The organism is Agrobacterium vaccinii (genome assembly GCF_021310995.1).
In the GTDB taxonomy this organism is placed as follows: Bacteria; Pseudomonadota; Alphaproteobacteria; order Rhizobiales; family Rhizobiaceae; genus Agrobacterium; species Agrobacterium vaccinii.
In genome coordinates this window covers 1,114,379-1,139,157 of sequence record NZ_CP054151.1, presented here as the reverse complement: position 1 = coordinate 1,139,157, position 24,779 = coordinate 1,114,379, and the positions used below count along the sequence as shown (strand labels likewise).

At 56.4% G+C, this 24,779-nt stretch carries 23 protein-coding genes; 15 read left to right on the top strand and 8 right to left on the bottom strand.

The window, feature by feature from the left end; all coding sequences use genetic code 11:
- Positions 1-54 precede the first annotated feature (54 nt).
- Entirely contained in the window at positions 55-1,116 is a 1,062-nt protein-coding gene (locus tag HRR99_RS20385; protein ID WP_277877925.1) for an ABC transporter ATP-binding protein, read from the bottom strand.
- A 351-nt stretch (positions 1,117-1,467) separates the two neighbouring features.
- Between HRR99_RS20385 and HRR99_RS20380 the strand changes: the two genes are divergently transcribed.
- The gene (locus HRR99_RS20380) at positions 1,468-1,914 is read left to right on the top strand and encodes an RbsD/FucU family protein (RefSeq protein ID WP_233124649.1); all 447 of its coding nucleotides are present in this window, start codon (positions 1,468-1,470) and stop codon (positions 1,912-1,914) included.
- A gap of 173 nt (positions 1,915-2,087) precedes the next feature.
- Here the strand turns inward: HRR99_RS20380 and HRR99_RS20375 are convergent, their stop codons facing one another.
- From HRR99_RS20375 to HRR99_RS20355, 5 genes are all read right to left on the bottom strand, one after another.
- Positions 2,088-3,167: an ABC transporter ATP-binding protein gene (locus HRR99_RS20375; protein ID WP_233124648.1), complete on the bottom strand. Its 1,080-nt coding sequence runs from the start codon at positions 3,165-3,167 to the stop codon at positions 2,088-2,090.
- A gap of 13 nt (positions 3,168-3,180) precedes the next feature.
- Positions 3,181-4,026 (bottom strand): carbohydrate ABC transporter permease, encoded by an 846-nt coding sequence (locus tag HRR99_RS20370; RefSeq protein WP_065700216.1) that lies wholly within the window; start codon positions 4,024-4,026, stop codon positions 3,181-3,183.
- 3 nt (positions 4,027-4,029) lie between these two features.
- Positions 4,030-4,947, bottom strand: a complete 918-nt coding sequence (locus HRR99_RS20365) for a carbohydrate ABC transporter permease (RefSeq protein ID WP_233124647.1) — start codon at positions 4,945-4,947, stop codon at positions 4,030-4,032.
- Positions 4,948-5,016: 69 nt separating this feature from the next.
- Positions 5,017-6,255, bottom strand: coding sequence for an ABC transporter substrate-binding protein (locus HRR99_RS20360; protein WP_233124646.1), 1,239 nt, complete (start codon positions 6,253-6,255; stop codon positions 5,017-5,019).
- A 113-nt stretch (positions 6,256-6,368) separates the two neighbouring features.
- Positions 6,369-7,067 carry a GntR family transcriptional regulator gene (locus tag HRR99_RS20355; protein ID WP_173999229.1) on the bottom strand — a complete coding sequence of 233 codons (699 nt, stop codon included), beginning with the start codon at positions 7,065-7,067 and terminating at the stop codon, positions 6,369-6,371.
- Between the two features lie 63 nt (positions 7,068-7,130).
- Between HRR99_RS20355 and HRR99_RS20350 the strand changes: the two genes are divergently transcribed.
- Positions 7,131-8,282, top strand: a complete 1,152-nt coding sequence (locus tag HRR99_RS20350) for a mandelate racemase/muconate lactonizing enzyme family protein (protein ID WP_233124645.1) — start codon at positions 7,131-7,133, stop codon at positions 8,280-8,282.
- 90 nt (positions 8,283-8,372) lie between these two features.
- On the opposite strand, the gene HRR99_RS20345 is transcribed toward HRR99_RS20350, so the two are convergent.
- The gene (locus tag HRR99_RS20345; RefSeq protein ID WP_233124644.1) at positions 8,373-9,353 is read right to left on the bottom strand and encodes a sugar phosphate isomerase/epimerase family protein; all 981 of its coding nucleotides are present in this window, start codon (positions 9,351-9,353) and stop codon (positions 8,373-8,375) included.
- Between the two features lie 584 nt (positions 9,354-9,937).
- Between HRR99_RS20345 and HRR99_RS20340 the strand changes: the two genes are divergently transcribed.
- From HRR99_RS20340 to HRR99_RS20305, 8 genes are all read left to right on the top strand, one after another.
- Complete coding sequence (locus HRR99_RS20340; protein WP_233124643.1) at positions 9,938-11,137, top strand: mandelate racemase/muconate lactonizing enzyme family protein; 1,200 nt, start codon at positions 9,938-9,940, stop codon at positions 11,135-11,137.
- Positions 11,138-11,145: 8 nt separating this feature from the next.
- Positions 11,146-11,913, top strand: coding sequence for an SDR family oxidoreductase (locus HRR99_RS20335; protein ID WP_233124642.1), 768 nt, complete (start codon positions 11,146-11,148; stop codon positions 11,911-11,913).
- 157 nt (positions 11,914-12,070) lie between these two features.
- Entirely contained in the window at positions 12,071-13,144 is a 1,074-nt protein-coding gene (gene dinB, locus HRR99_RS20330) for a DNA polymerase IV (RefSeq protein WP_233124641.1), read from the top strand.
- Positions 13,145-13,379: 235 nt separating this feature from the next.
- Positions 13,380-14,360 carry an ABC transporter substrate-binding protein gene (locus HRR99_RS20325; protein ID WP_233124640.1) on the top strand — a complete coding sequence of 327 codons (981 nt, stop codon included), beginning with the start codon at positions 13,380-13,382 and terminating at the stop codon, positions 14,358-14,360.
- A gap of 11 nt (positions 14,361-14,371) precedes the next feature.
- Positions 14,372-15,223: an ABC transporter permease gene (locus HRR99_RS20320; RefSeq protein WP_233124639.1), complete on the top strand. Its 852-nt coding sequence runs from the start codon at positions 14,372-14,374 to the stop codon at positions 15,221-15,223.
- Positions 15,220-15,942, top strand: a complete 723-nt coding sequence (locus HRR99_RS20315) for an ABC transporter ATP-binding protein (RefSeq protein ID WP_233124638.1) — start codon at positions 15,220-15,222, stop codon at positions 15,940-15,942. The genes HRR99_RS20320 and HRR99_RS20315 overlap by 4 nt, the downstream gene beginning before the upstream one ends.
- A gap of 10 nt (positions 15,943-15,952) precedes the next feature.
- Entirely contained in the window at positions 15,953-17,290 is a 1,338-nt protein-coding gene (locus tag HRR99_RS20310; protein ID WP_233124637.1) for an LLM class flavin-dependent oxidoreductase, read from the top strand.
- A gap of 318 nt (positions 17,291-17,608) precedes the next feature.
- Entirely contained in the window at positions 17,609-18,730 is a 1,122-nt protein-coding gene (locus tag HRR99_RS20305; protein ID WP_233124636.1) for a GGDEF domain-containing protein, read from the top strand.
- Between the two features lie 114 nt (positions 18,731-18,844).
- Here the strand turns inward: HRR99_RS20305 and HRR99_RS20300 are convergent, their stop codons facing one another.
- On the bottom strand, positions 18,845-19,924 hold the full coding sequence (locus HRR99_RS20300; RefSeq protein ID WP_233124635.1) for an ABC transporter ATP-binding protein: 1,080 nt from the start codon (positions 19,922-19,924) through the stop codon (positions 18,845-18,847).
- Positions 19,925-20,020: 96 nt separating this feature from the next.
- On the opposite strand from HRR99_RS20300, the gene HRR99_RS20295 reads away from it, so the two are divergent.
- The 5 genes from HRR99_RS20295 to HRR99_RS20275 all read left to right on the top strand — a co-directional run bounded on the left by HRR99_RS20295 (position 20,021) and on the right by HRR99_RS20275 (position 24,736).
- On the top strand, positions 20,021-20,698 hold the full coding sequence (locus HRR99_RS20295; RefSeq protein WP_233124634.1) for a GntR family transcriptional regulator: 678 nt from the start codon (positions 20,021-20,023) through the stop codon (positions 20,696-20,698).
- Positions 20,695-21,672: an alpha/beta hydrolase gene (locus HRR99_RS20290; protein ID WP_233124633.1), complete on the top strand. Its 978-nt coding sequence runs from the start codon at positions 20,695-20,697 to the stop codon at positions 21,670-21,672. Before HRR99_RS20295 ends, HRR99_RS20290 begins: the two co-directional genes overlap by 4 nt.
- 36 nt (positions 21,673-21,708) lie before the next feature.
- Entirely contained in the window at positions 21,709-22,911 is a 1,203-nt protein-coding gene (locus tag HRR99_RS20285; RefSeq protein WP_233124632.1) for an ABC transporter substrate-binding protein, read from the top strand.
- 71 nt (positions 22,912-22,982) lie between these two features.
- Positions 22,983-23,906: a carbohydrate ABC transporter permease gene (locus HRR99_RS20280; protein ID WP_233124631.1), complete on the top strand. Its 924-nt coding sequence runs from the start codon at positions 22,983-22,985 to the stop codon at positions 23,904-23,906.
- Positions 23,903-24,736, top strand: a complete 834-nt coding sequence (locus tag HRR99_RS20275) for a carbohydrate ABC transporter permease (protein ID WP_233124630.1) — start codon at positions 23,903-23,905, stop codon at positions 24,734-24,736. The genes HRR99_RS20280 and HRR99_RS20275 overlap by 4 nt, the downstream gene beginning before the upstream one ends.
- Positions 24,737-24,779 lie beyond the last annotated feature (43 nt).

The following is a 24,779-nucleotide window of genomic DNA, read 5'->3' as shown; positions in this document are numbered from 1 at the left end:
GATACGCCACTTTTGTGGTTGCTGACGCTATCTCCTCAAAGCGTCAGGTAGAATTCATTCCAGCCGCTGCCCGCTTTCGCCATCGAACAGATGGACCAGTCCGGCATTCGGTGTCATTGCAATGGTGCCGCCCGACGGTTCTTCCACCCGGTCACGAAACACGCCGATGATCTTCTGCTGCCCGATTTTGGCAAAGACCTGCGTTTCAGAGCCGGTCGATTCCACGACTGTCACTTGCGCGTCAACCGCGCCACCGAGCGTGAAATGCTCCGGCCTGATGCCGTAAAAGGCAGACTTGCCATCCGAACCCGCAGGCGCGAGCGAAAGCGGCAGGCGGATGCCCTCATCCGTCTCAAAATACGGTTCTGCGGCGCTGCGGATATGGCCCTTGATGAGGTTCATCGATGGGGAGCCGATGAAGCCAGCAACAAATGTATTGGCGGGTTTGTCGTAAAGCGTCAGCGGCGAGCCGATCTGCTCGACACGGCCATCGCGCAGCACGACGATGCGGTCAGCCATGGTCATGGCCTCCACCTGATCGTGCGTTACATAGATCATGGTCGTTGCTAGACGTCGCTGCAATTCCTTGATTTCGGCGCGCATCTGCACGCGCAGCTTCGCATCGAGATTGGACAGCGGTTCGTCAAACAGGAAGACTTTAGGATCGCGAACAATCGCCCGGCCCATCGCCACACGTTGCCGCTGACCACCGGAAAGCTGGCGAGGATAGCGGGCCAGATACGGAACGAGGTCAAGGATTTCGGCCGCTTTACGCACCCTTGCATCAATATCCGCCTTGGTCTCGCCGCGCATTTTCAGAGCAAAGCCCATATTCTCGGCAACCGTCTTGTGCGGGTAAAGCGCATAGCTCTGGAACACCATCGCGATATCGCGGTCTTTCGGTGGCAGGTCGTTGACCAACTTCCCGTCAATCTGGATATCGCCGAATGTAATCGGCTCCAGCCCTGCGACCATGCGCAGCAGCGTCGATTTTCCGCAGCCGGATGGCCCCACCAGAACGACGAATTCGCCGTCGGGTATTTCAACGGAAACGCCATGGATCACCGTCAGGCTGCCATAGGCCTTTCCGACATTGACGATATTCATCGATGCCAAAAGCTTTTCTCCTCCCACGGCGTCGCGCACTCCTCGCGACATTGCGCCTCCCTTTTCAGTTAGCGGGCGCAGCCAACCGCTGCACCCGCCGAACATCTTATCCTTGGGAGGACGTCATCCGTTTCGAGAACTTCACACAGATTTTCGGTATTGTAAATTGCGTTACTAAGAAGTTGACGAATATTTCTCAACGCACAGAAATTCGCCGCTATAATCGCACATCTACGCAGTATTTCGGCTGAGTTTGGACCGAATACTTACTCTCAGTGAGAGGAACTTACTCGCGGCGATTGCCGACATTACAAAATTCATATATTCTGTGAAGCAGGAATCTGCGTTCATGAGGAGGAGATGGCAGTGCTCAAAGGGATCGATCCGGTTATCAATGCGGAACTTCTCCATGCGCTTATGCTGATGGGGCATGGTGACCAATTGGTCCTGTGCGACATCAACCACCCCGCGGCAACCATCGCCCATCATACCACCTATGGAAAGCTCATCAATCTTTCTGGATGCGGCCTGGAACGTGCCGCCGAGGCCATTCTGAAACTGTTTCCTCTCGACACCTTTGTCGATGCTCCGGTAAAACGCATGCAGGTTGTGGGCGATCCCGACGGCCAGGCCCGGATTTTCACAGCCATGCAAAATGTCGTCAATCATTCCGAAAATCGACACGTTCAGATTGAAGCGCTGGAGCGTTTCGCGTTTTACGAGGCGGCCAAAAAATCTTTTTCGATTGTGCGAACATCCGATCCAGGACCCTACGGATGTTTCATTTTCGGCAAGGGTGTTATCTAGTGCCATAGTGGGCCGGAGCATCGCCTCGTTGCATAAGCGGCCTTTCGCGGTCGCTAGGTGAAACTGAACCCAAAGGTGCATGGCCGCACGTCTTCATCGTGACACCATTCCTCGCCAACGCGATCAATCCTGCCAGTACACATCGCTGAACAGGTTTTGATGAGCGCCCGACTTTACCATTGCACTCTTAATTCCGTCTGCGGGTCGAAGAGATTGACGCTGGTGGGATCGACGGTGAAAGCAACGGTCTCTCCGCGCTTGCCAGCAAAACGCGGCTCAACGCGGGCGATCACGATTTGGCCACCGATGAGCGTGGTGAGCATCGTATCGGGACCGGTGGGTTCAACAACGTCGATTGTGCCACGGAAAGCGGCAACTCTATCGGCGTGGGCGACTTTCAACTCTTCCGGCCGAACGCCGAGGATGACGTCCTGTTCTGCCAGTTTCGTATCGCTGCGGCCGAGATCCAGCGACACGTCTTCTGCCTTGAACTGCCAGCCGGACTCGCTGTTCACCAGCCGCCCTTTCAGAAAATTCATGGCAGGCGAACCGATGAAGCCAGCCACGAACATATTGGCCGGACGTTCATAGATGGTGCGCGGATCGGCCAGTTGCTGGATATGGCCGCCTTTCATGACGGCCACTTTCGTTGCCAGCGTCATGGCCTCGATCTGGTCGTGGGTGACGTAGACGATACTGGTGCCTAGCCTCTCATGCAGCCGCTTGATCTCGGTGCGCATCTCCACGCGCAGCTTGGCATCGAGGTTCGACAGTGGTTCGTCGAACAGGAACAGATCCGGGTCGCGAACGATCGCGCGACCCATCGCCACACGCTGGCGCTGACCGCCGGACAGGTTGGCCGGTTTGCGATCCAGCAGATGCGTGACTTGCAGCATATCCGCCGCACGCGCGACGGCTTCGCGGCGCTGTTCGACAGGCGTACCGCGCATTTCCAGACCGAAACCGATGTTTCGCTCCACCGACATGGTCGGGTAAAGCGCGTAGGACTGGAACACCATGGCGATGTTGCGATCCTTCGGCGGCAGGTTAGAGACCGATTGTCCGCCGATGGCAATATCGCCGCTCGAGGTCTCATCAAGCCCGGCGATGATGTTGAGCAAGGTTGACTTGCCGCAACCGGACGGCCCGAGCAGCACCAGAAAGCCGCCATCCTCAAGCTCGATATCGATGCCGTGCAGGACTTCGAGTGCGCCATAGGACTTGCGGACGTTGTTGAGTGAAAGTGTCGCCATTTTATGTGTTCCTTTAGCCCTTGATGGCTCCGGCGGTGAGACCCTGAACCATTGCCCGCTGGACGATCGCAAACAAAAGCATAACGGGGAGAATGCTGAGAATGCCGCCTGCGGCGAGAACGCCCCAGGGAAGCTGGAATTCGCCGACCATCAGCTGAAGCCCGACCGGCCATGTGCGAGACCCTTGGCCTGTGGTCAGCATGAGAGCGAAGATAAACTCGTTCCAGGCGGCAATGGCGATGAAAACGGAGCTGGCGACGAGGCCGTTTCGTGCCAGCGGCAGAACGATGCGCACCATCGCACCAAGCCGGGTCGATCCATCGATGCGCGCTGCACTTTCAAGCTCCTTGGGTGCGGCATCGAAAAAGCCCTTGAGCATCCACACGAAAAGCGGCAGCAGGAAACTGGTATAGGCAAGAGCCAAGCCGAACCGGCTATCGACCAGCCCCACGGTTCGCATCATCACATAAAGCGGGATGATCATCATCACGGCGGGGAACATGCGGATCAGCAGATAACCCAGCATGATGTTGTTGCGACCGCGAAACACCAACCGCGAAAAGGCATAAGCAGCCAGCGTGCCGGTAACGACGCAGATGGCGACCGTGACCGTGGTGACGATGAGACTGTTGGTAATCAGCACGGGAAAGTTCGACTGGGTCCAGATCGCCACATAGTTTTCGAAGGTGATGTGCGTCGGGATATACTGCATCTGCGACGTGACGATATCGGCCTCGGGCTTCAGCGATGTCAGAAACATCCAGACCATAGGGCCAAGGCAGAAGGCCGCGAGTGTGAACAGAACGGCGTAAGTCAGGATATCGGCGGCCAGTCGTCTGCTACGATTGCTTTTAAACATGGCTCACTCCTTCGTTATGCGCGACAGGCGAATGTAGATCGTTGCGAAGACCATCAGGATGAAGAACATCACAACCGAAAGAGCGCCCGCGTAACTGAAGTTGAAATCGCGATAGGCCGTCTGAAACGCATAGAGCGACAGAACCTGCGTGGCGTTGCCGGGGCCACCGCCTGTTAATACCAGCAAAAGATCGGGCGAGTTGACGAGGCTGATGACGCGCAGGATGACCGCCGCCGTAATCACCGTCTTCAGCATCGGCACGGTGATCAATCTGAACTTGGTGAAGGAGCCAGCACCATCGACGGCAGCGGCCTTGTACAGGTCTTCCGGTATGCCTTTCAGGCCAGCCAGAAACAGAAGCGCGAAGAACGGAAACCCGTGCCATGCCTCGACAAGAATGGTCGCGGCAAGCGCGGTGTTGGGATCGGCAAACCAGGCCTTGTAGGAACTGAGCACACCAATCCGAACGAGAATGTCATTGATGACACCAAGGCGCGGATCGAGAAGAAGCGCCCACATATGCCCCGCCACGACGTTGGGCAGGAAATACGGAAGCAGGATCAGCACGCCGAAAATCTTCGTGCCCGGCAGATTGCGGTTGAGCGCAACGGCTGCGATGAATCCAAGTGCCATCTCAATGGTGACAGCCGCGACCACCCAGATGGCGGTGTTCTTCAGCGAAATCCAGAAAACGCGATCCGACATCATCGCGACGTAATGCTTCATTCCCACAAAGCCATTGAGGCCGGGCCGTGTCAGGCGCATTTCGCGCACGCTGATGAAGAACCCGTAGATCGTCGGGTAAGCCACCACGAGGAACAGCAGCAGAAGGCTCGGCAGGAGAAGCAGATACACCCAGTAACGCGATTCCGAGATGTCTCCGAGACTGCTGAAAGGATGGCGTCTTGAATGTGATGTCATGAAAACGCGGCTCTGATGCCGTCCCTGCTTGGCGCGCGATACGGCAAACCGCACCGCGCCTGTAAGAGATTAGCGCAGCGCTGCTTCAAGTCCCTCGATCATACGATCGACGGCTTGTTCGGGTGTCAACTGACCTGTCAGGACCGACTGGAATGTCGGATTGACAACGTTTTCCGACCAGCCCGCTGCCCCGACGAAACTGTTCGGCAGACGGCCGAATTCAAGCGTCTGCGTGGCCGCAGCGTAAATCGGATTTCCGGTGATCCGCTCGTCTTTCAGTGCCGCCGTCGATGCCGGGAAGTAGCCCGTTGCCTCAAGCAACGCGATGGCGGCATCGGTCTGGCCCCAGAAGCTGATCCATTTCCACGCGGCCTCGACATTGTCATCCTTGAAGATGCCGTTACCCGCATAGGCCACGCGAGCGATGTGGGCTTTGGGTCCGGCAGGCATGGGTGCGGTAGCAAATTGGACGCCGGGTTTCAGTGCCGTGGAGATTTCGATCAGCGAACCGGTATGATGCCAGATCATCGCCGTCTGGCCGGTTCTGAAACCTTCCATGATCTGGCGATAGCTATCGTTCGGCGCGCTTGGCGGCGCGACTTTTTCCTTGCGGAAGAGATTGGCGTAGAAGGTGATCGCCTCGACCGCCGCTGGCTTGTCGATAGCCGCCTGCCCATCTTTCACGAGTGGAGACCCGAAGGATTCCATCACGTCGATTACGTATTTGAATGCTCCCGCACCACCGCGCATGCCGAATGCGTAACGGTTCTTGGATGGGTCCGTCAGCTTTCGGCAGACGGTCAAAAACTCGTCGAAGGTTTTGGGAGGAGCGGCAATCCCCGCTTCGTCGAAATAGTCCTTGCGGTAATACATCCAGTCAACGAAGGCATAGGCTGGCACCGCGTAAATCGCGCCCTCACTCGACATTCCGGCCCAACGGTTGTCCGGCAGGTTGGCCTTGCTTTCCCACTTGTTGACACGCTCGCTGATATCGACCAGCGCACCCATCGCCGTCAGGTCGGCAAAACGTTCGGCAATCACCATGCCGGTATCGGGACGGCCACCGGCCACGACGGCAGAGGAGACTTTCGCCATATATTCCGAATTCGGAATGCTTTCCTGCGTCACCGAAATATCCGGGTTTGCCGCTGCAAACAGCTGGATGATTTTGGCCAGTCCCGCCATTTCGGACTGGCTGGCGAAATGGTGCCAATAATTGATCGCCGTTGCGGCGTTGGCGCTGCGCAGGCTCGCGGCAAAAGCCAACACTGCACTTGCTGCCAGAAATTCACGTTTGCTCAGATGCATCGAAACCTCCCAAGAGATCAGACTCCCAATCTGATCGATCAGCGGAAGCTAGCACCAATTCTCAACATCTGCAACAACGCACATCACCACCCTCTGAAATTAATGGTGCTAATTTATACCAGCCCGAGGTTACGCTGCATGGCCGCCTGAAAATGCGCCTGCAACGCCTTTTCCGCAGCCTCAGCATTTCGCGTGCCGCAGGCCTCCAGAATATCCAAATGCTCCTTCAGCGTTCGGATCATGATCGGCACCGTCACCTTCCGCTCCAGCCGCAGCAGCCGCAGGTAATTGTGCATGCGCTTGTAGGCGCTGTCTATCAGGGGATTGCGCAATGCCTGAATGATATGGCCATGCAAATCGAGCTCCAGCGAATCCATCTCAAGCAATTGCTCCGGGCCAATACCATCACGCTCCACACGGCGCAAAAGCCTAGAATGCCTGACTTCCAGGGCATTTGTTATGTGCTCGTCTGCTTCTTCTGCAAACACCCGCACTGCCGCGCGCTCGACAATAGAGCGGAACTGATAGGTGGATCGCGTCAGCTCCAGACCGGGCCGAATGAACTGAATGCCCGACCGTGGATGAATGGTCAGAATCCCCTCGGCTTCCAGCACCCGCAACGCATCGCGCAGCGGCGCGACCGGCACATCGACAATGGCCGAAAGCTCGTTTTGCGAAATGAAGGCGCCTACGGGTACCTTGCGCTCGAAAAGACTTTCGAGAATGCGCTCATAGGCCACATCGCTAAGACGCGGCGCACCCGCTTCCATGACGCTTGATTTCACAGTTTGACGCTCCGACAATTTTTTCATGATGACAGAAAATTTCCTTTCTGATAGATCAGTATCAGTTTTTAAGCGATCAGAGAGTCCGCCATGACTATTTCTCATTTCCGTATAACGCGATTTCAGTTTGCCCGCGACCGTGTAATTGGCGATAGTCAGGTTCGTGCCGACGACGCCAACGTTGCAGCTCTGGAACTGGTCTCTGAAACGGGAGAGGTCGGGCTGGGATTCATCCAGACCCTGTTCCACCCCCTGCCCGATCAGGCTGAAATCGAAGCCGTCTTCGAAAACGAGGCTTGGCCAACGCTGAAAGGCCAAAAAGCCATAGGCCTCGTGCACCGTGTCAACCGGCCCCGTGGCGGCAACCAGCGCGCATTTTCGCTGCCGTTTCATGAAGCGCTACAAGTTGCACTCTGGGACCTCGCCGCAAAAGAGGCCGGCATGCCGTTGCATCAATTGCTGGGAAGCAGACGGGATCGCGTCCGCGCCTATGCCAGTGGTCTCGATTTCCACTTGAGCGACGAGGCATTCTGCGCGCTGTTCCGCCATGCAGCGAGCATTGGGTATAGTGCCTTCAAAATCAAAGTCGGCCATCCCGATTTCAAGCGCGACCTGAAACGGCTCGAGCTGCTTCAGCAATCGGTGCCAGAGGGTTCGCTGATCATGATCGATCCCAACGAGGCCTGGAATTCCAAGGAAGCACTCGTCAAACTGACGGAAATCCGCGATGCTGGCCACGATCTGCTCTGGGTGGAAGACCCCATTCTGCGCCATGACTTCGAGGGCTTGCGGACGCTGCGTCACGCCGTCAACTGGACGCAGATCAACAGTGGCGAATATCTTGATATGCCGGGAAAGCGCATCCTTCTGGAAAACCACGGCACCGATCTTCTCAATGTCCATGGACAGGTGACCGATGTCATGCGCATCGGCTGGCTTGCCGCGGAAATGGGGATACCGGTTAGCCTTGGCAACACCTTCCTCGAAGTCGGCGTCCATATGGCCACAGCCCTGCCGGAAGTCGAATGGCTGGAATATTCCTTCCAGAACTTCGATCATCTCGTGGAAACCCCCATCGAAATCCGCGACGGCTACGCCTACGCCCCCGACAGGCCAGGCCATGGTCTCGTACTGTCTGAAGAAGCGAGACAGGAATGGGCAAGACCCAAACGCCTTGAGAGATCGCAACTCGGCGAGGCACCGAAAAATCCTCGTCTGCCGATTGAACAGGACCTGCTTTAATGAACTGCCCGGCGCGGGGCAGCTTCCTTTAATTGATATGCGAAAAGACATCCGGTGCAGTCTCATGGCGACTGCACCGTGGTTGGCAGTCTACATTGCGCCATACAAAGCTTTTTGAGCAATTTTCAGTGCGCCGATTGCGTCGTGCCGTGACTGGGCCTCTTGCAGCGCATCCACATCCAGCGCGTCGAGACCTCTCGATGCGGCCTTGAGGAAGTCGATGGCGTGGTTGGCTGTCGCGACACTGTCTTCGCGGAAGGGAAACTGATCGAGCTGCCATACACCTTCCCACTTGTTCTTCCTCAGCACGTGGAAAAACTCGAACAGTTCGATGGGATGAAGGCTGCCTGCCACAAGGTCGTCATCCCAGGACCGATAATTATCGTTCACGTCCATACCGAACAGGCGCCCATAGTCGATCGCCAGTTGCGCGCTGTCGGCAGCGGATTCTCCACCCATGATCGCGTGACCGAAATCCAGGAGAATGCCGACATTCGGCAAGCCGATCTTTTCGATACCCAACAACGTCCGCGCGACAGAGCCGAAGCTCATCCGCACACGCGGTTCGCGGGGTTTGTACTCGATCACGAATTTCAGATCAGGATTTTCGCTGGCGAGCTGTCCAACACCATCGAGCGATTGCTTCCACAGCGTGCCGTAATCCACCTGAAAAGGATAATCCCAGCCATCCTGACCCGGCCATAGCTTGACGTAATCGGCATTGAAATAACGCACCTGCTCACAGGCTTCCGTCACCAACTCATGCGTTCGCCGCCGCATGCCTGCATCGGGATTTGTGAAAGAGCCTTTGACGAACTCGCGCGTGTAAATTTCGGGTGTAATACCGATAACGCCGAGCTTGTTTCGATCAAGCGCCTCCTTCACCTGAGCGTTGGAAAAGTCCCCGCCAAAAAATGGATAGTTGATATCGACTACCGAGAGGTCATTCACCTGCCCCGCAAGATCGATAGCGTCGATCACGCTGCGAGGCGAACCATAGCCATCCGTCGCATAACGATCGAGATAGGTTGCGAAATGCCAGATTCCGGCACCATAGCGCTGTGTTGCCATAACATCCTCCAAGTTTCATCATGACGAATATGTTTCAAATGAGCACGAAATGCCATGGGAGCCGTCGTACTGGTCCTCCATCAACACGGGCACGTTACTTTACCAGGCTAGGTCCCAAAGCGTTACACATGTCGCCTTGATCGGGTGTCAGTCGAGAGTGACCACAACCTGTGCTCCTTCTGGGATATGGTGGAGGGCGGCTTCGACGCCATGTGTATTAACGTCATGAGGGCTAGCGATTCCGGCTGAGTGCGCCAAAAAGGCGCTTACAGAGAAGCGCCTTCGTCACGGAGCCCACAAAACCGGTGTGCACGGAGGTAGGACAGCCGCTTCCACGGCAGCACCGATGACCAAGGAAATCATCGAGAGAACAGCACCTCTGCTTGATGTGAAGCCACGCTTCGGTAGGGAAACCAACCCTCAACTGCTGGTCAACTACTGACTGGTCATGCGACGGGTAAAGCCGCATTTTCACCGTGAAACACGATGCGTTGCATTGTCATTCTCTCCATTCAATATCAGCATCTGATTGCGATGCGAAAGACTGGCGAACGTGCCGACATCGCGATGGGTAGGAGAACACCGTGAAAATCACACAGATCGAGACACTGAAAACCGAAGAGTTTTCCAATGTCCTTTGGGTTCGCATACACACAGATGCAGGGATCATCGGGCTCGGGGAGACTTTTTACGGTGCGGGTGCCGTCGAAGCGCATATCCACGACACCTTGGCGATGCGCCTGTTAGGCAAAAACCCGCTGCACATCGAAGCGCTGCACAGGGAGATGACCAATCTTCCCATGGCGCAGGCATCGACCGGGGCGGAGTCCCGTGCAACATCGGCAATCGACATTGGCCTTTGGGATATCTTCGGCAAGGTCTGTGATCAGCCCGTCCATCAGATGTTGGGCGGTCTGTGCCGCGACAAACAGCGTGTCTACAACACATGTGCTGGCTACAAATATGTACGATCCCACAACATCAAGCCGGTTTCCACCTGGAACCTTGGCGATGCGAACGGCCCTTACGAAGACCTCGACGGATTCATGAACCGCGCCGACGCTGTGGCCGAAAGCCTGCTGGAAAGTGGCATCACCGCCATGAAAATCTGGCCCTTCGACCCAGCAGCAATCGAGAACCACGGCGTGCACATCACACCTGAGCAGATGAAGAAGGCTGTCGAGCCATTCGAGAAAATCCGCAAGGCGGTGGGTGACAAAATAGAGATCATGGTCGAATTTCACTCACTGTGGAACCTGCCAACCGCCATCAAGATCGCCCGCGTGTTGGAGCAGTACCAGCCAACCTGGTACGAAGATCCCATCCGCATGAACTCTCCGCAGGCACTGAGTGAGTTTGCGCGCTCCACGACAATACCAGTCTGCGCAAGCGAAACGCTCGGTTCGCGCTTTCCCTACAAGGACATGCTGGACCGCGACGCGATGCAGATCGTCATGGCAGATCTCTGCTGGACCGGCGGCCTGACGGAGGGCCGCAAGATTGCAGCACTGGCCGACACCTATCATCGCCCTTTCGCGCCGCATGACTGCATCGGCCCTATCGGTTTCATCGCGGCCATCCACGCCTCCTTCAGCCAACCCAACACGCTGATCCAGGAATCCGTTCGCGCTTTCTATACCGGATGGTACAAGGAGCTTGTGGACAATGTCCCGGTGATCGAGAATGGCTATGTCCTGCCGATGGAAGGTCCGGGACTGGGTGTCGACCTTCTTCCTGCCGTCTATGAACGTTCGGACCTCAGCGTCCGTCGCAGCACGTTGTGAGGCCCACCATGACCAATCCACTTTTCGATCTCAAGGGGCGCACCGCGCTCGTCACCGGCTCTTCGCGCGGCCTTGGTCGCGCCATGGCGGAAGGCTTTGCTGCTGCCGGTGCGCATGTCATTATCAACGGCACCAACGGCGAACGCGTCGCCAGTACAGTCGCAGATTTCACGGCAAACGGCTATGAGGCCAGTGCTTCCATTTTCGATGTCACCTCGGAAGAGGCCATCAAAGCAGCCTTCGCAGATTTCGACGCACAAGGCGTGGAAATCGATATTCTCGTCAACAATGCCGGCATTCAGTTCCGCAAACCAATTGTCGATCTGGAAACGGCAGACTGGCAACGGGTCATCGACACCAACCTGACCAGCGCCTTCATGCTGGGCCGCGAGGCGGCACGCCGCATGATCCCGCGTGGACGCGGCAAGATCATCAATATCGGCTCACTCACCAGCGAGTTGGCGCGCGCCACCGTAGCACCCTACACGGTTGCCAAAGGCGGCATAAAAATGCTGACCCGCGCCATGGCTGCTGAATGGGCGCAGTTCGGCATTCAGGCCAACGCCATCGGACCTGGCTACATGATCACCGACATGAACCAGGCCCTGATCGACAATCCTGAATTCGACGCGTGGGTCAAAGGCCGCACGCCTGCGAAACGCTGGGGCAAACCAGAGGAACTCGCAGGCACAGCCGTTTTCCTGGCGTCAGCGGCCTCGGACTATATCAACGGCCAAATCATCTATGTCGATGGCGGCATGCTTTCGGTGCTGTGACGCGGTAAAAATTCAGATGGCTGGAGGAGATATTTGCGAGTCGGACCTGCGGGAAGAACGTCTTTTGCTGTACTAGGGTCGTCCAGTCTCTACGCAACTCATTGAGAACGCGGGTCGACATTTTCGGCAAGCACAAGGTCAATCGGTAAAGCCAGACATGAACCCGGTTCGCAAAATCATCCACATCGATATGGATGCCTTTTACGCCTCCGTCGAGCAGCGTGACAACCCGGAACTGCGTGGCAAGCCGTTGGCGGTCGGGGGTTCTGCTGCGCGCGGCGTGGTGGCGGCTGCGAGTTATGAGGCACGTGCCTTCGGCGTCTATTCGGCCATGCCCTCTGTCACCGCCAAACGAAAATGCCCTGACCTGATTTTCGTGCCTCCTCGCTTCGAGGTCTATCGGCAGGTCTCCCAGCAAATCCGCGAGATTTTCGCACAGTACACACCCATCATCGAGCCCCTGTCACTGGACGAAGCCTATCTCGACGTCACCGAGAACCTGAAAGGTATGGAGATCGCCACCGATATAGCGCTCGAAATTCGCGCGAAGATCAAGGAGGTTACAGGCCTCAACGCCTCCGCTGGCATCTCCTACAATAAATTCCTGGCGAAGATGGCGAGCGACCTGAACAAGCCCAATGGTCAGGCCGTGATAACGCCGAAGAACGGTCCAGCCTTTGTTGAGGCTCTTCCCGTCAAGAAATTCCATGGCGTGGGTCCCGCTACCGCCGAGCGTATGAAACGGCACGGTATCGAGACCGGCCTAGATTTGAAATCAAAACCCCTCGCCTTCCTTCAACAGCACTTCGGCAAATCGGGACCATACTTTTACGGGATCGCCCGTGGCATCGACGAGAGGCAGGTCAAACCCAACCGCATCCGTAAATCCATCGGCGCGGAAGACACGTTTGCCGAGGATATCGATCGCCTCGACCTCGCCAAGGCTGAGTTGCGGCCTCTGGCAGAAAAGGTCTGGCGGTACTGCGAGGCACATGACATCATCGGGAAAACCGTAACGGTCAAAATCAAATATTCGGATTTCACCCAGGCAACACGAAGCAAGACGATGCCGTCTGGCATTCCGAATTTGGAATTTGCTCTGGATCTAGCAGACACTTTGCTAGCGTCTGTCTTTCCATTCAAAAAGCCGGTCCGTCTCCTGGGTATCACTCTCTCCTCGCTCAGCACCGAAGACACTGCCCAAGCTCCACAGCTTGATTTTGGGCTGTGATCCCACTTTCCGGCAGTCAGGCAGAACATTCGCAGCGGATACGCGCGGGCGATGGGGCGTTAAAGCACTGGAATTTTCGTCTCTGGAAATCGCATCTCGTGGAAAAGAAATGCTTTAACACGCAAACCATGCGCACAGATAACCTATTAATTCACTAGGCTTTATTTACATTAAACAAGAGTTGATATCTGCCGCTATCTACCGATGACAGCGTGCCTGTAACGGAGAATATTCCTTGTTCCGCAGAAGAATTTTGCAAGCATCCCTGTCGATGTTCGTTGCCGTGATTTCATTCGGTTCGCCGTCAGCAAACGCTGCCAATCCAGCATCGAAGCTGATTGTCGCTGACCAAGCGGAACTCGTTCGCAATCTGTTGGACGCCAGCGGACAAGGCAAAGGCCTCTCATTCGATGTCGAGTTTCCCAATTTTGCAGGCGGCCCTGCCATTCTTGAAGCGATCAGGGCAGGCGCTGTCGATATTGCTTATGTCGGCGATACGCCACCGATCCAGGCGCGTGCATCAGGAACTCTTCTGCCAATCGTTGCGACATTCACGCGCGAGATCGCTCAATATCGGCTCACCAGCCGTCCGGGCCTCACAATCAATCATTTGGCTGAGCTCAAAGGTAAAAAACTGAGCTATGTCGAAGGGTCCGGCCGTCAGGTTTTCCTGATCGAAGCACTAAACAGGGCTGGTTTGAAACTGAGCGATGTCACGCTCGTCAATTTACGTGTGGCAGACCTGCCGGACGCTTTGCGCTCAGGTGCCGTTGATGTCGCCGTTCTCCAAGAGCCCTTCGTTACCCGCCTCGTCAACCAAGCTGGCGCGAGCCCCGTGCTCGATCCAGAAGAGCGAAAGCTGTTGCCGAGCACCTCCTACTTTTATGCGCGCCCGGAGGTTCTTGCAGACCCTGAAAAGGCCGAAGCAGTTCGCCAGTTCATATCGGCCTTCGTGAAGGCCGGAGAGTGGAGCAACGAGCACGACGCGGACTGGGCAAAATTCTACTATACGGACTTTCAGCGCGTTTCCGCTGAAGACGCCGCAGCGATCCTGAAGGGCCAGTCGCCGTTGGTGTTTCAAACCTCGGCAGAGGCCATTCCCCACCATCAAAAGCTGATCGACATCCTGTATCAGGCTGGATCAATCAAGGAACGTCTCGATGCCAAGGGGTCTTTTGTCGATAAATTCGACAGGACCATAGAGCAGTCACGTTGATCGGAGGTCTCATGGCAGACATTACATCAGGACGGTTTGCAAGCGGCGTCACCAGACGCGCCACGGAGTTTAGCAGCCAGCGCAAAGCTGTCCGCCTTACCCCGGCAAAGCTGCCGCCGGGAATGCGATTACTCGGGCCGATCATCCTCCTTGCAACGTGGGAAGCGGCCTCCCGGCTTGGCCTGCTGTCGCCAAGCACGCTGGCAGCCCCATCGACCGCCATTCACACAGGCTATGACATGCTGGTGGACGGCACCCTCCTGCCCCACCTCGCGGCGTCAGCAATCCGCGCCTATTCCGGGCTGTTTCTGGGTGTTCTCGTCGGCGTCGTCCTGGCTTTGCTATCTGGGCTCACTCGAACCGGCGAAGCTTTGATAGACGGACTTGTCCAGATCAAAAGAGCGATACCGACGCTCGCGCTCATACCGCTCGTCATCATCTGGCTGGGCATTGGCGAGTCTATGAAGGTTTTCCTGATCTTCACCGCCGTACTCGTCCCGGTCTATATCAACACCCATGCGGCACTGCGCGGCATCGATATCGGTCATGTCGAGCTCGCGCGGACCTTGGGCCTGACCCGGCTTGAGTTCATTCGCCACGTCGCCCTGCCCGGCGCCCTGCCCGGCTTCTTCGTGTCGTTGCGTCTTGCGGTCGCTCTCTGTTGGACAGCCCTTGTGGTGCTGGAACTCGTCAATACGCAAACGGGCATAGGCTATCTGATGAACCGGGCGCGTGACTGGGGCCAGACAGACATCATCGTCGTTGGCATCATGATTTACGCCATTTTGGGTCTCGCCTCCGACGCGGTCGTTAGGCTGATCGAAACCCGTGCACTTTCCTACAGACGGGCTTTGGGATCATGAATCTACATGTGAAAAATGCTGTGGTTTTGCGCGACCTTTCACGCAGCTTCGATACCAAAACCGTTCTGGATCGCATCTCGCTGGATATTCCTGCGGGGCAATTCGTGACCCTGCTTGGAGAATCCGGGTCCGGTAAGACGACCCTGCTGCGGGCGCTTGCCGGACTTGACGACGATGCAGAAACGAGGGGCCATTACAGCACGCCGGAAAACGTATCCGTTCTTTTTCAAGATTCGCGGCTTCTGCCGTGGAAGACTGTCATCGACAATGTCACGCTCGGGCTACGTCGATCCGATGCACGAACAGCCGCGCAGGAAATGCTTGGGGATGTCGGCATTGGCGACAAGGCAGACGTCTGGCCATCGACGCTATCAGGCGGACAAAAACAGCGGGCTTCGCTGGCAAGATCATTGCTGCGTATGCCTGATCTTTTGTTGGCCGACGAACCCTTCGGGGCACTGGACGCACTCACACGGTTGAAAATGCAGGCGCTGCTTATGCGTCTCGTCCAGCATCAAAAACCAACAATCATCCTTGTCACGCACGATGTGGACGAGGCTTTGCTTCTGTCTGACCGCATCCTTGTCTTGAAGGACGGCAGTATCGCCGAAGACCATTCCATCTCGCTTCCCCACCCCCGCCGCGAGCACCAGAGCGAACTCTCCTTGCTACGAACAAAGCTGCTTAGAAGCCTTGGCGTCGAAGCCGACACTATTTGAAGGACATACCATGTCGCGTCAGTTGCATCTCAATCTGTTTCTCATGTCCCGCGGCCACCATGAGGGAGCGTGGAGACATCCCAAGTCAAACCACAAGGCGCTGACCGACTTGAACCTCTATGTCGAGGCTGCAACGATCGCCGAAGACGCGAAGTTCGACGCCGTCTTTCTGGCCGATACATTGGCGGCGGGTAACAGCAGCGGATTGGCGTCGTCGGGATCGCTGGAGCCTATCGTTCTTCTTTCGCTGCTTGCAGCCCATACGAAAAACATCGGCCTCATCGGCACAGCATCGACAACCTACAGCTTGCCCTACACCCTCGCCCGCCAGTTCGCCACGCTGGATCACCTGTCAAACGGTCGCGCAGGGTGGAATATCGTCACGTCCTGGGCACCGGAGGCAGGCGCCAATTATGGGCTCCAGCAAAATCTCGATCATGGAGATCGTTACAAGCTGGCAGAAGAATTTGTAGAGGCGGTCGACGCACTCTGGAAGAGCTTTCCCGCAGATGCCGTGCTGGACGACCGGGAAAGTGGGCACTATCTCGACCGCGACCGGATCGTGCCAGCGAACTACGTCGGCCATCACTATCGGACATCAGGGCCGCTCAACGTGCCTGAAAGCCCGCAATCTCGTCCGGTCTATATCCAAGCTGGCCAGTCCGATGCAGGTCGTGGTTTTGCAGCCAGATGGGCCGAAGCGATCTTCACCGCACATATGACGAAAGAATCGGCCAAGGCCTTTTATGCCGACATCAAAACTCGCGCGACTGGCTACGGACGCAGTGCAGATGACATCGTCGTTTTGCCGGGCATAAGTGCTGCGATTGGCTCTACCATGAAAGAGGCTGAGCGGGTCTGGGAAGAACTGGATGCCCTCACCAGTACAGATGTGGGTCTGACACGCCTGTCGGCACGGTTCGGAGGCCATGACTTCAGCCACATTCCGCTGGACAGACCACTCACACGCAGTGACTTCCCCGACCCCGAAACGGTAGAGGCTTCGAAGAGCCGCGTGATCGGTTACGTGGATTTGACGCTCAAGGAAAACCTGACACTTCGTCAGTTGTTGCGCAAGCTGGCCGGTGCGCGCGGACATTTCGTGGCGACCGGCACTCCAGAACAGGTTGCCGACATCATCGAAGACTGGTTTCGCAGCGGCGCAGCAGATGGCTTCAACGTCATGCCGCCGATCATCAACAGCCAGCTTTCGCTCTTTGCCGAAGAGGTGGTTCCGATCCTGCAAAAGCGAGGCCTGTTCCGCAAAAGGTATGAAGGCAACACCCTCCGGTCGCATTTCGGCCTGGGCCGCGTGGGCGATGTAAGAAACTTCGCGCAGTCTGCCTGAATGGCCTGTCCTGCATATTTTGACAAACAGTCAGCGGCTCATCGCAGGTGCGTTGCCGTGAGCATTGCTTGTGCTAGCTGGACAGATATCTCGTTGGCATAGCCGAGGGACGCCACAGATTATAAACGGACATGAAGCCATTGTTTGTGCCTCATAGCGCAACCGTTCGCCGCAGTTACGATACAGAAATGCCAAGACTATCCCCTCGCGATTCGTACAGAATGCCCAAAACTATAAAAACCAATTTCAGCCTTCAGTAATTCATAGATGCTAAAGTCCGGCTGTTATTGGACACATTAGAATTTTTGGGCGATCGACTTGGATCTCAATACTGTCTTGCTTCTGCATAAGTCGTCACTTCTCGTTGGGGCTGTCTGCTTCATGTATGTCAGGTGGCAATCCGGCAAGCGCTTGGGTCTGCGGCTTATGGCAATCGCATTTATCTTGCTGGCCGTAGGCTCTTCGATTGCAGGTGCTGGCGAAAGGGGCGAGCTGCCATATTATGCTTGGACACTGGTAAGCCTTGCTTTAGGCCCGCTCGCTTACGGACTGCTCTGGATTGGCATCCGGCGCCTCGTCACCGAAAAGGTTTCTCATCGAGATTCGATCGTGCTTGCGATCACACCTTTGACGGTCATCGTGGCAATCGCGACTGATTTCCATTTGACCAACGTTTATCGCGCGACGGTTTTCCTGACGCTGATGGCAATCTTTATGGCGTCCTGTGGTGTCGTTGTCTTGCGCAACACACGCAGCGAGAACATTCGCGCTCGTTTTCCCTTGGCTTTGTCGTTTGCCGCTAAAGCACTGTTGGGGTTGATTACGATTGCAAGCATTGCAACGCCCGAAGCGATCTCAATCTCCGTCAGTGAAACATTCTTCCTCCTCATCCTCTGTCAGTTTTTTATCGCCATGTTCGTGCTCGTTTTCGCCAAGGAAAGGGCTGAAACCCGTCTGCTTCATCTGCTGGCCACGGACCCGTTGACACAGATTCATAATCGACATTGGTTCTTCTCCAAATTGCCGTCACAGACAGCGCCCGGTGATACCTTAGCGATCATCGATATCGATCATTTCAAGCGGGTCAACGATACCTTCGGCCACGCTGCAGGTGACCATGTTCTTATTGCCGCAGCCAAAGGGATGGCCGAAACTCTGCCAAGAGACAGCATATTCGCAAGACTGGGTGGCGAGGAGTTCGGCCTTTATGTGAAGGCCTCTTCTACGCACGCTCTCATGCAACAGGCCGAACACCTACGCCGTACTGTCGAGGCGCTTGACATATGGCATGATGGAAAACACATCCCACTCACAATTAGTTTGGGCATTGCTACAGTCGCGGATGGAATGGCACTGAAAACTCTTTTGAGTAATGCCGACCAGGCGCTCTACGCCGCAAAACGGAACGGTCGCAATCGTGTAGAAGTATTTGAGGCATAAGGCTAACGACTCTTGGCCGGTAGGGTGCGGGAAGCGACCATTGGACATCGTCCCAGCAGATCATTTATCGCATGATCTATGATAAAGGTTTGGCATCATTCCTGCTTTCGCCCGCTACACGAACCCATTGTTTAAACGTCGTCCTGTCGATTTGTCGAATAGATGAACCGAGCCGGTCTCTCCCTTGACATGGATCATTTCTCCGACAGTGATATCTGCGTCGCGAGGTAATTCCACCGTCAGCATGCGGGTGCCGCCTATCTCAAGATAGGCATATGTCTGACTGCCAAGCCGTTCTGCCACCACGACCTCGCCTGAGAACCATGCCTCTTCCGGCGGACAGCTGCTGAGGTCCTCGGGGCGAATGCCGAATACAATAGGAGCCGCGCTGCGCTCCCCGACATATTCCACAACATCAATTTGGCGTCCCAGAACGGTAATCGCCTTGTCGCCTTCGGACGTGGTGTCGATGGTGTTCATCGTCGGACTACCTATGAACCGTGCCACGAAAAGGCTTGCGGGCCGTCGGTAGAGATCGAGGGGTTTGCCAATCTGCTCCACTCTGCCCGCGTTCATAACGGCAATCCTGTCAGCCAGAGTCATCGCCTCCACCTGATCGTGGGTCACGTACACCGTCGTCGCTTTCATGCGATTGTGGAGCTTGGCGATCTCCAAACGCATTTCGACACGTAAGGACGCATCCAGATTGGAAAGCGGTTCATCAAACAGAAACGCGGCTGGCTCGCGGACGATTGCCCGACCCATGGCAACACGCTGACGCTGACCGCCGGACAATTGCGCAGGGCGACGTTCAAGAAAATCGGTAATCTTGAGAACATTGGCGGCATTATCCACGCGCCTGTCGATTTCGTCCTGCGCTGTTCCACGCATCTTCAAGCCAAACGACATATTGTCTTCAACCGTCATATGCGGATAGAGCGCGTAGTCCTGAAACACCATCGCGATGTTACGTTCTGCGGGTGACAGATCGTTGACCGTGCTGCCGCCGATTGCAAGCTCACCACCGGAAATACCTTCAAGCCCCGCAATCATGCGCAGGAGCGTCGATTTTCCGCAGCCGGAAGGTCCGACGAGGACAAGAAACTCACCGCTGCCAATATCTATATCAATACCGTGGATGACCTGGAGCTCGCCGTAGGACTTGCTGATATTCTTCAGCGTTATGACCGTCATCAAGTTTCCTCCCGGTGTTTTCGACCTTGACGGCCATTATCGATATCATTATCAATAATGATAATATATTCAAGTCTCCGTTGCTAGGCAGACCCGATGACATATTTTTCGCCCAAACCTGTCGTGAACAAGCCTCCGAAAGCGGCAACGGCTTTCAACGCGCTGAAGCGCGACATCATGCTTGGGAACCTGACTGCGGGCACCGGGCTGACGGAGTTGGAGCTTGCCGCACATTTCCAATGCAGTCAGGGCACAGTGCGTGAAGCGCTTTTGCAGTTGCAAGAAGAAGGCCTCGTTCGTCGCCAGGGACATCGTGGTACGCAGGTTTCGGAATGCACGGCGGATGAAGCCATCGAGATGTTCCGCCTTCGCACGCATATCGAATGCAGCGGACTGCCGCGGACGATGCGGTCCGCCAACAAGGCGCTGATCCTGGACCTGAACGTCATGCTCGATGAGATGCTGACGGCAGCGGATGACGATGATGAACTTCAACTGGCTGCGATCGATCGGGATTTTCATCGACGAATATTGGAGAGCGCAAGTCTTCCTGCGCTGGACCCAATCCTGCATCGATGCCTCGTGCACAATCACCGCTTCAAGATTTCGCAAAGCCGGATGGAACGCGACCTGAAGGCCACGGCCTTGCGCCATCGCAGCATCATCGATGCTATCGAAAGTGGCGACGTCGCCAACGCCACTACCGCCATGCGACACCACATCGCGACCATTGTCGACTTCGGGCCCGATGTTTTCCCGGATGCCAACCAATGAGCACTCACCAGGCCGATCCCGGCATCATCTCACCGCAGATGCAGGCCCTCATGGAAAAGGTGATGGCGGAAACCGGCCCTTTGCCGGATGCCACTCTTCTTCCACCTGCGGAGGGACGTGCGCTGTCTGAGCGCCTGAATCAGCGCTGGAACGTAGACCTGCCGCCGATGGCGTCGGATACCGAGGTCTGGATCGCGGCTGACACAACGCTCGGGTCAGCGTCATGCCGGATGCGCATCCTGACACCGGAAAACGCCAGCAACGGAACTGTTCTGTTCGTGCACGGCGGCGGCTTTGCCTTTTGCAGCCCTGAAACCCACGAACGATGCGCTCGGGTGCTCGCCAACGAAACGGGCATGGCTGTTGCAATGCCGGATTATCGACTCGCCCCGGAACATCCGTTTCCTGCTGGCCTGCTCGATGTCGTCGCCTGTTTGAGAGCGCTCCTTGCAGGCGACGTCAACGGAGTGAATACCGGACCCCTCTTGATTTCGGGAGATTCCGCCGGTGCCAATCTTGCCCTTGCCGCCATGTTGCACCAACAGGCGAACGGACATGCGCTGCCGGATGGCGGCCTGCTTTTCTATGGAAACTTTGCTGCCGATCTCACGGGGGACTCTTACGTCCGATTTGAAAACGGCCCGGGCCTAACGACTGCGAAGATGCGTCGCTATTGGGCCTGGTATGCTGGCGACGGCGCGATTGACAGCGACCCATTCGCCTGCCCGCTTGTGGCGACCGACGAAGCGCTTTCGCACCTGCCACCGCTTTACCTGATGGCAGCGGGGGTCGATCCGCTGTTTTCGGACACAGTGGCGCTGCACGCTCGGCTAACAATCCTGGGACGCACGGACGAGTTTGAGATCGTACCCGGCGTTACCCACGGCTTCCTGCAAAACACCAACGAACTGGAGGCAGCGCGGGAGGCGCTGCGGTCTGCTGGGAGGGCGGCAAGAAGGATGATGACGAACTGAAAACGTGAATTGCTGATAACGGAGGAGATAACAGCAATGAAACTTCTGAAAAAACTAGCAATTAGTGTAGCGATGGCCGCGACCGTGGCATTCAGCCCAGCTAACGCCGCTGACACTGTTCGCTTCTGGTACCATTTCGACAATCCGGCAAATCCGATGTCGGATCTTGTCGCCAAGTTTGAAAAAGCCAACCCGGACATCAAGATCGAAGCGGAAAACGTTCCGTGGAACAGTTACTACGACAATCTCTACACGGCTCTCGTGGGCGGCAGCGCGCCGGACGCAGCGATGGTCAAACTCTTCGCCCAACCGCGTCTGTCCGAGATGGGCGCTCTGGAGCCGCTTGATGATCGGATCAATGCCTGGCCGGGGAAGGCAGACCTTCTCGACAACCTGCTTGAATTGAACAAGGGCGCAGATGGCAAACAATATTATCTGCCCATCCAGTATGTCGTTCTTTACCTCTATTACCGCACCGATCTGTTCGAAGCAGCGGGCTTGAAGCCACCGGCAACCTGTGAGGATTTCCGCGAGGCCGCAATCAAGCTGACAAAGGCGCCCAACACCTATGGTTTTGGCCTGCGTGGCGGCAAGGGCGGCTGGGACCAGTGGGGCGCTTTCGTGTTCTCACAGGGTGCGGAGCTGAAACCCGGCGGACTGACGACACCACAGGCGGTCGCCGCCAACCAATGGCTGATCGACCTCTTCCAGAAAGACAAGGTCATTCCACCATCTGCGCCTAATGACGGTTTCCAGGAAATCATCGCGGCCTTCAAAACCGGCAAGACGGCCATGACCATTCATCACATCGGCTCGTCCAAAGACCTCGTCGCCGCACTCGGAGACAAGGTTTCTGCCGTTCCTGTACCGAAATGTGGTGGCAAACAGTGGACGTCCTATGGCGATGAATCACTAGCCGTCTTCTCCTCGTCCTCGGTCAAGGATGCGGCGTGGAAATGGATTTCCTTCCTCGCGGAAGGCGAAAACAACGTCGCGTTCAACACTGCGACCGGCCAGATGACCGTGACGAAAAGCGGTTCTGCCGACTGGAAACTCCATGAACGCCGCTTCGTGGACGCCACCGTGCAGTCCCTTCCCTTCGCGCATGTCCTTCCCCAGAGTTCCGGCACGTCGGAATTTGTGAATACGGCGTGGCAGACGGCAATGCAGCAGGCACTCACCGGCCAGACAACCTCGCAGCAGATGATGGAACAGCTCAACACACTGTTTGCGCAATAAGGCAGGCGGGCTCCACTGGACGTTCCACCGGAGCCCTCCCAAAGCATCGATCCGAAACCCAGGATAACCGCATGTCGCCGATCGTCTCCACGCACCAGCAACAGAAGGTAAAGCCGTTCTGGCAAAGCCAGCAGTTCATGCCCTACTGGCTGCTGGCGCCGGCTGTTGTCGTCACAGCGGTGATCGTCTTTCTGCCGATGATCCAGGCCGTTTTCACAAGCTTTTATGATCTTGTGCTGTTCAAGCCAAATGCCAGTCGCTTTGTCGGGTTCGGCAATTACGTCAAACTGTTCAATGACCCGGTCTTCTGGAGTGCAGTGTGGAACACCGTGATCTGGATCGGCCTGACTGTGCCGCTGCAAATGGGCCTTGGGCTACTCACGGCAATTCTGCTGAACCGCGAGTTTCCATGGCGTGGACTTGCGCGCGCGCTTGTCATCATTCCCTGGGCACTGCCAAGCGTGGTCATCGCACTGATGTGGCGCTGGATTTACGATCCCAACACCGGGGTTCTCAACGACATCCTGCTCTATCTGCATGTGGTCCAGACGGCTGTCCCATGGCTTGCCGATCCCGGCGTCGCCCTTTACGCCATCATCGCTACCCTCACTTGGCAAGGCTTTCCCTTCTTCGCAGTCATGATATTGGCGGGGCTTCAGGGTATTCCGAAGAGCCAGTATGAGGCGGCCTCAATCGACGGTGCATCCGCCTGGCGGCAATTTGTCCACATCACGCTACCGGGGATAGGCCCCGTTTTGGCCACCGCTGGCCTCTTGCGGGTCATCTGGGTCGCAAATTCGATGGACGTGATCTTCGTCATGACCGGCGGCGGTCCAGGCTATGCCACCCATACGCTGCCGCTCTACGCCTTCATCAAGGCACGTCAAAATCTCGATTTCGGCTACGGCACCACCATCGCGGTCACCTTCACCATTTTCCTCGGTGCCTTCGTCGCCTTTTATCTTGCCAGAACCATGCGTGAGGTCGAACGATGAAGAAGCCCAGCACCCTGCGCCGCATTCTGACGACGGATTTACCCGTTCTCCTGATCGTCCTCTTCGCCATGGCGCCCTTCGCCTGGATGGTTTTGACATCCCTGACGCCAACAGCCGTGCTCAGCGCCACCGGCGTTTCGATTTCGCCATCCGGCTGGAGCTTCGATAATTATGTGCGTCTGATCGAGCAGACGTCATTTCTCAAAAACATGCTGGACAGCCTGATCATCGCCGTGGGTACCGTCGTTGTCGGCCTTCTGGTTGCGGTCACCGCAGCCTATGCGCTCTCGCGGTTCCGGTTCCCCGGACGCAAGATATTCATGTTACAGTTTCTGTTGATCAACATGTTTCCAATTGTGCTTCTGATCCTGCCGCTCTTCGTGCTGTTTCGAAAGCTCAACATCCTCGACACGCATTTCGCGCTGATCCTTGCCAATGCGACGGCAGCCATACCCTTTGCTGTCTGGATGCTGACGAGCTATGTCGGCGCAATTCCCAAAAGTCTCGATGAAGCCGCCATGACGGACGGCTGCACACGGTTGACGGCGCTGCGTCGTGTCGTATTGCCGCTCATGATCCCCGGCATCATCTCCACCGGCATCTACATCTTCATCACCGCCTGGAACGAATATCTCTACGCACTGACGCTCGGCGGACGGAACGTCCGTCCTGTCACCGTGGCGATCCAGACGTTGATCGGTGAATACCAGATCGAATGGGGTCTGCTGGCCGCAGGCGCCGTGGTGGGAGCTCTTCCCGCCACACTACTCTTCCTTCTAGTGCAACGCCGTTTGATCGGCGGACTGACCCAGGGCGCCGTTAAAGGCTGATTGAAAAATGGCTGCGGCGATGATGCCGGATCAGCCTGGAAAG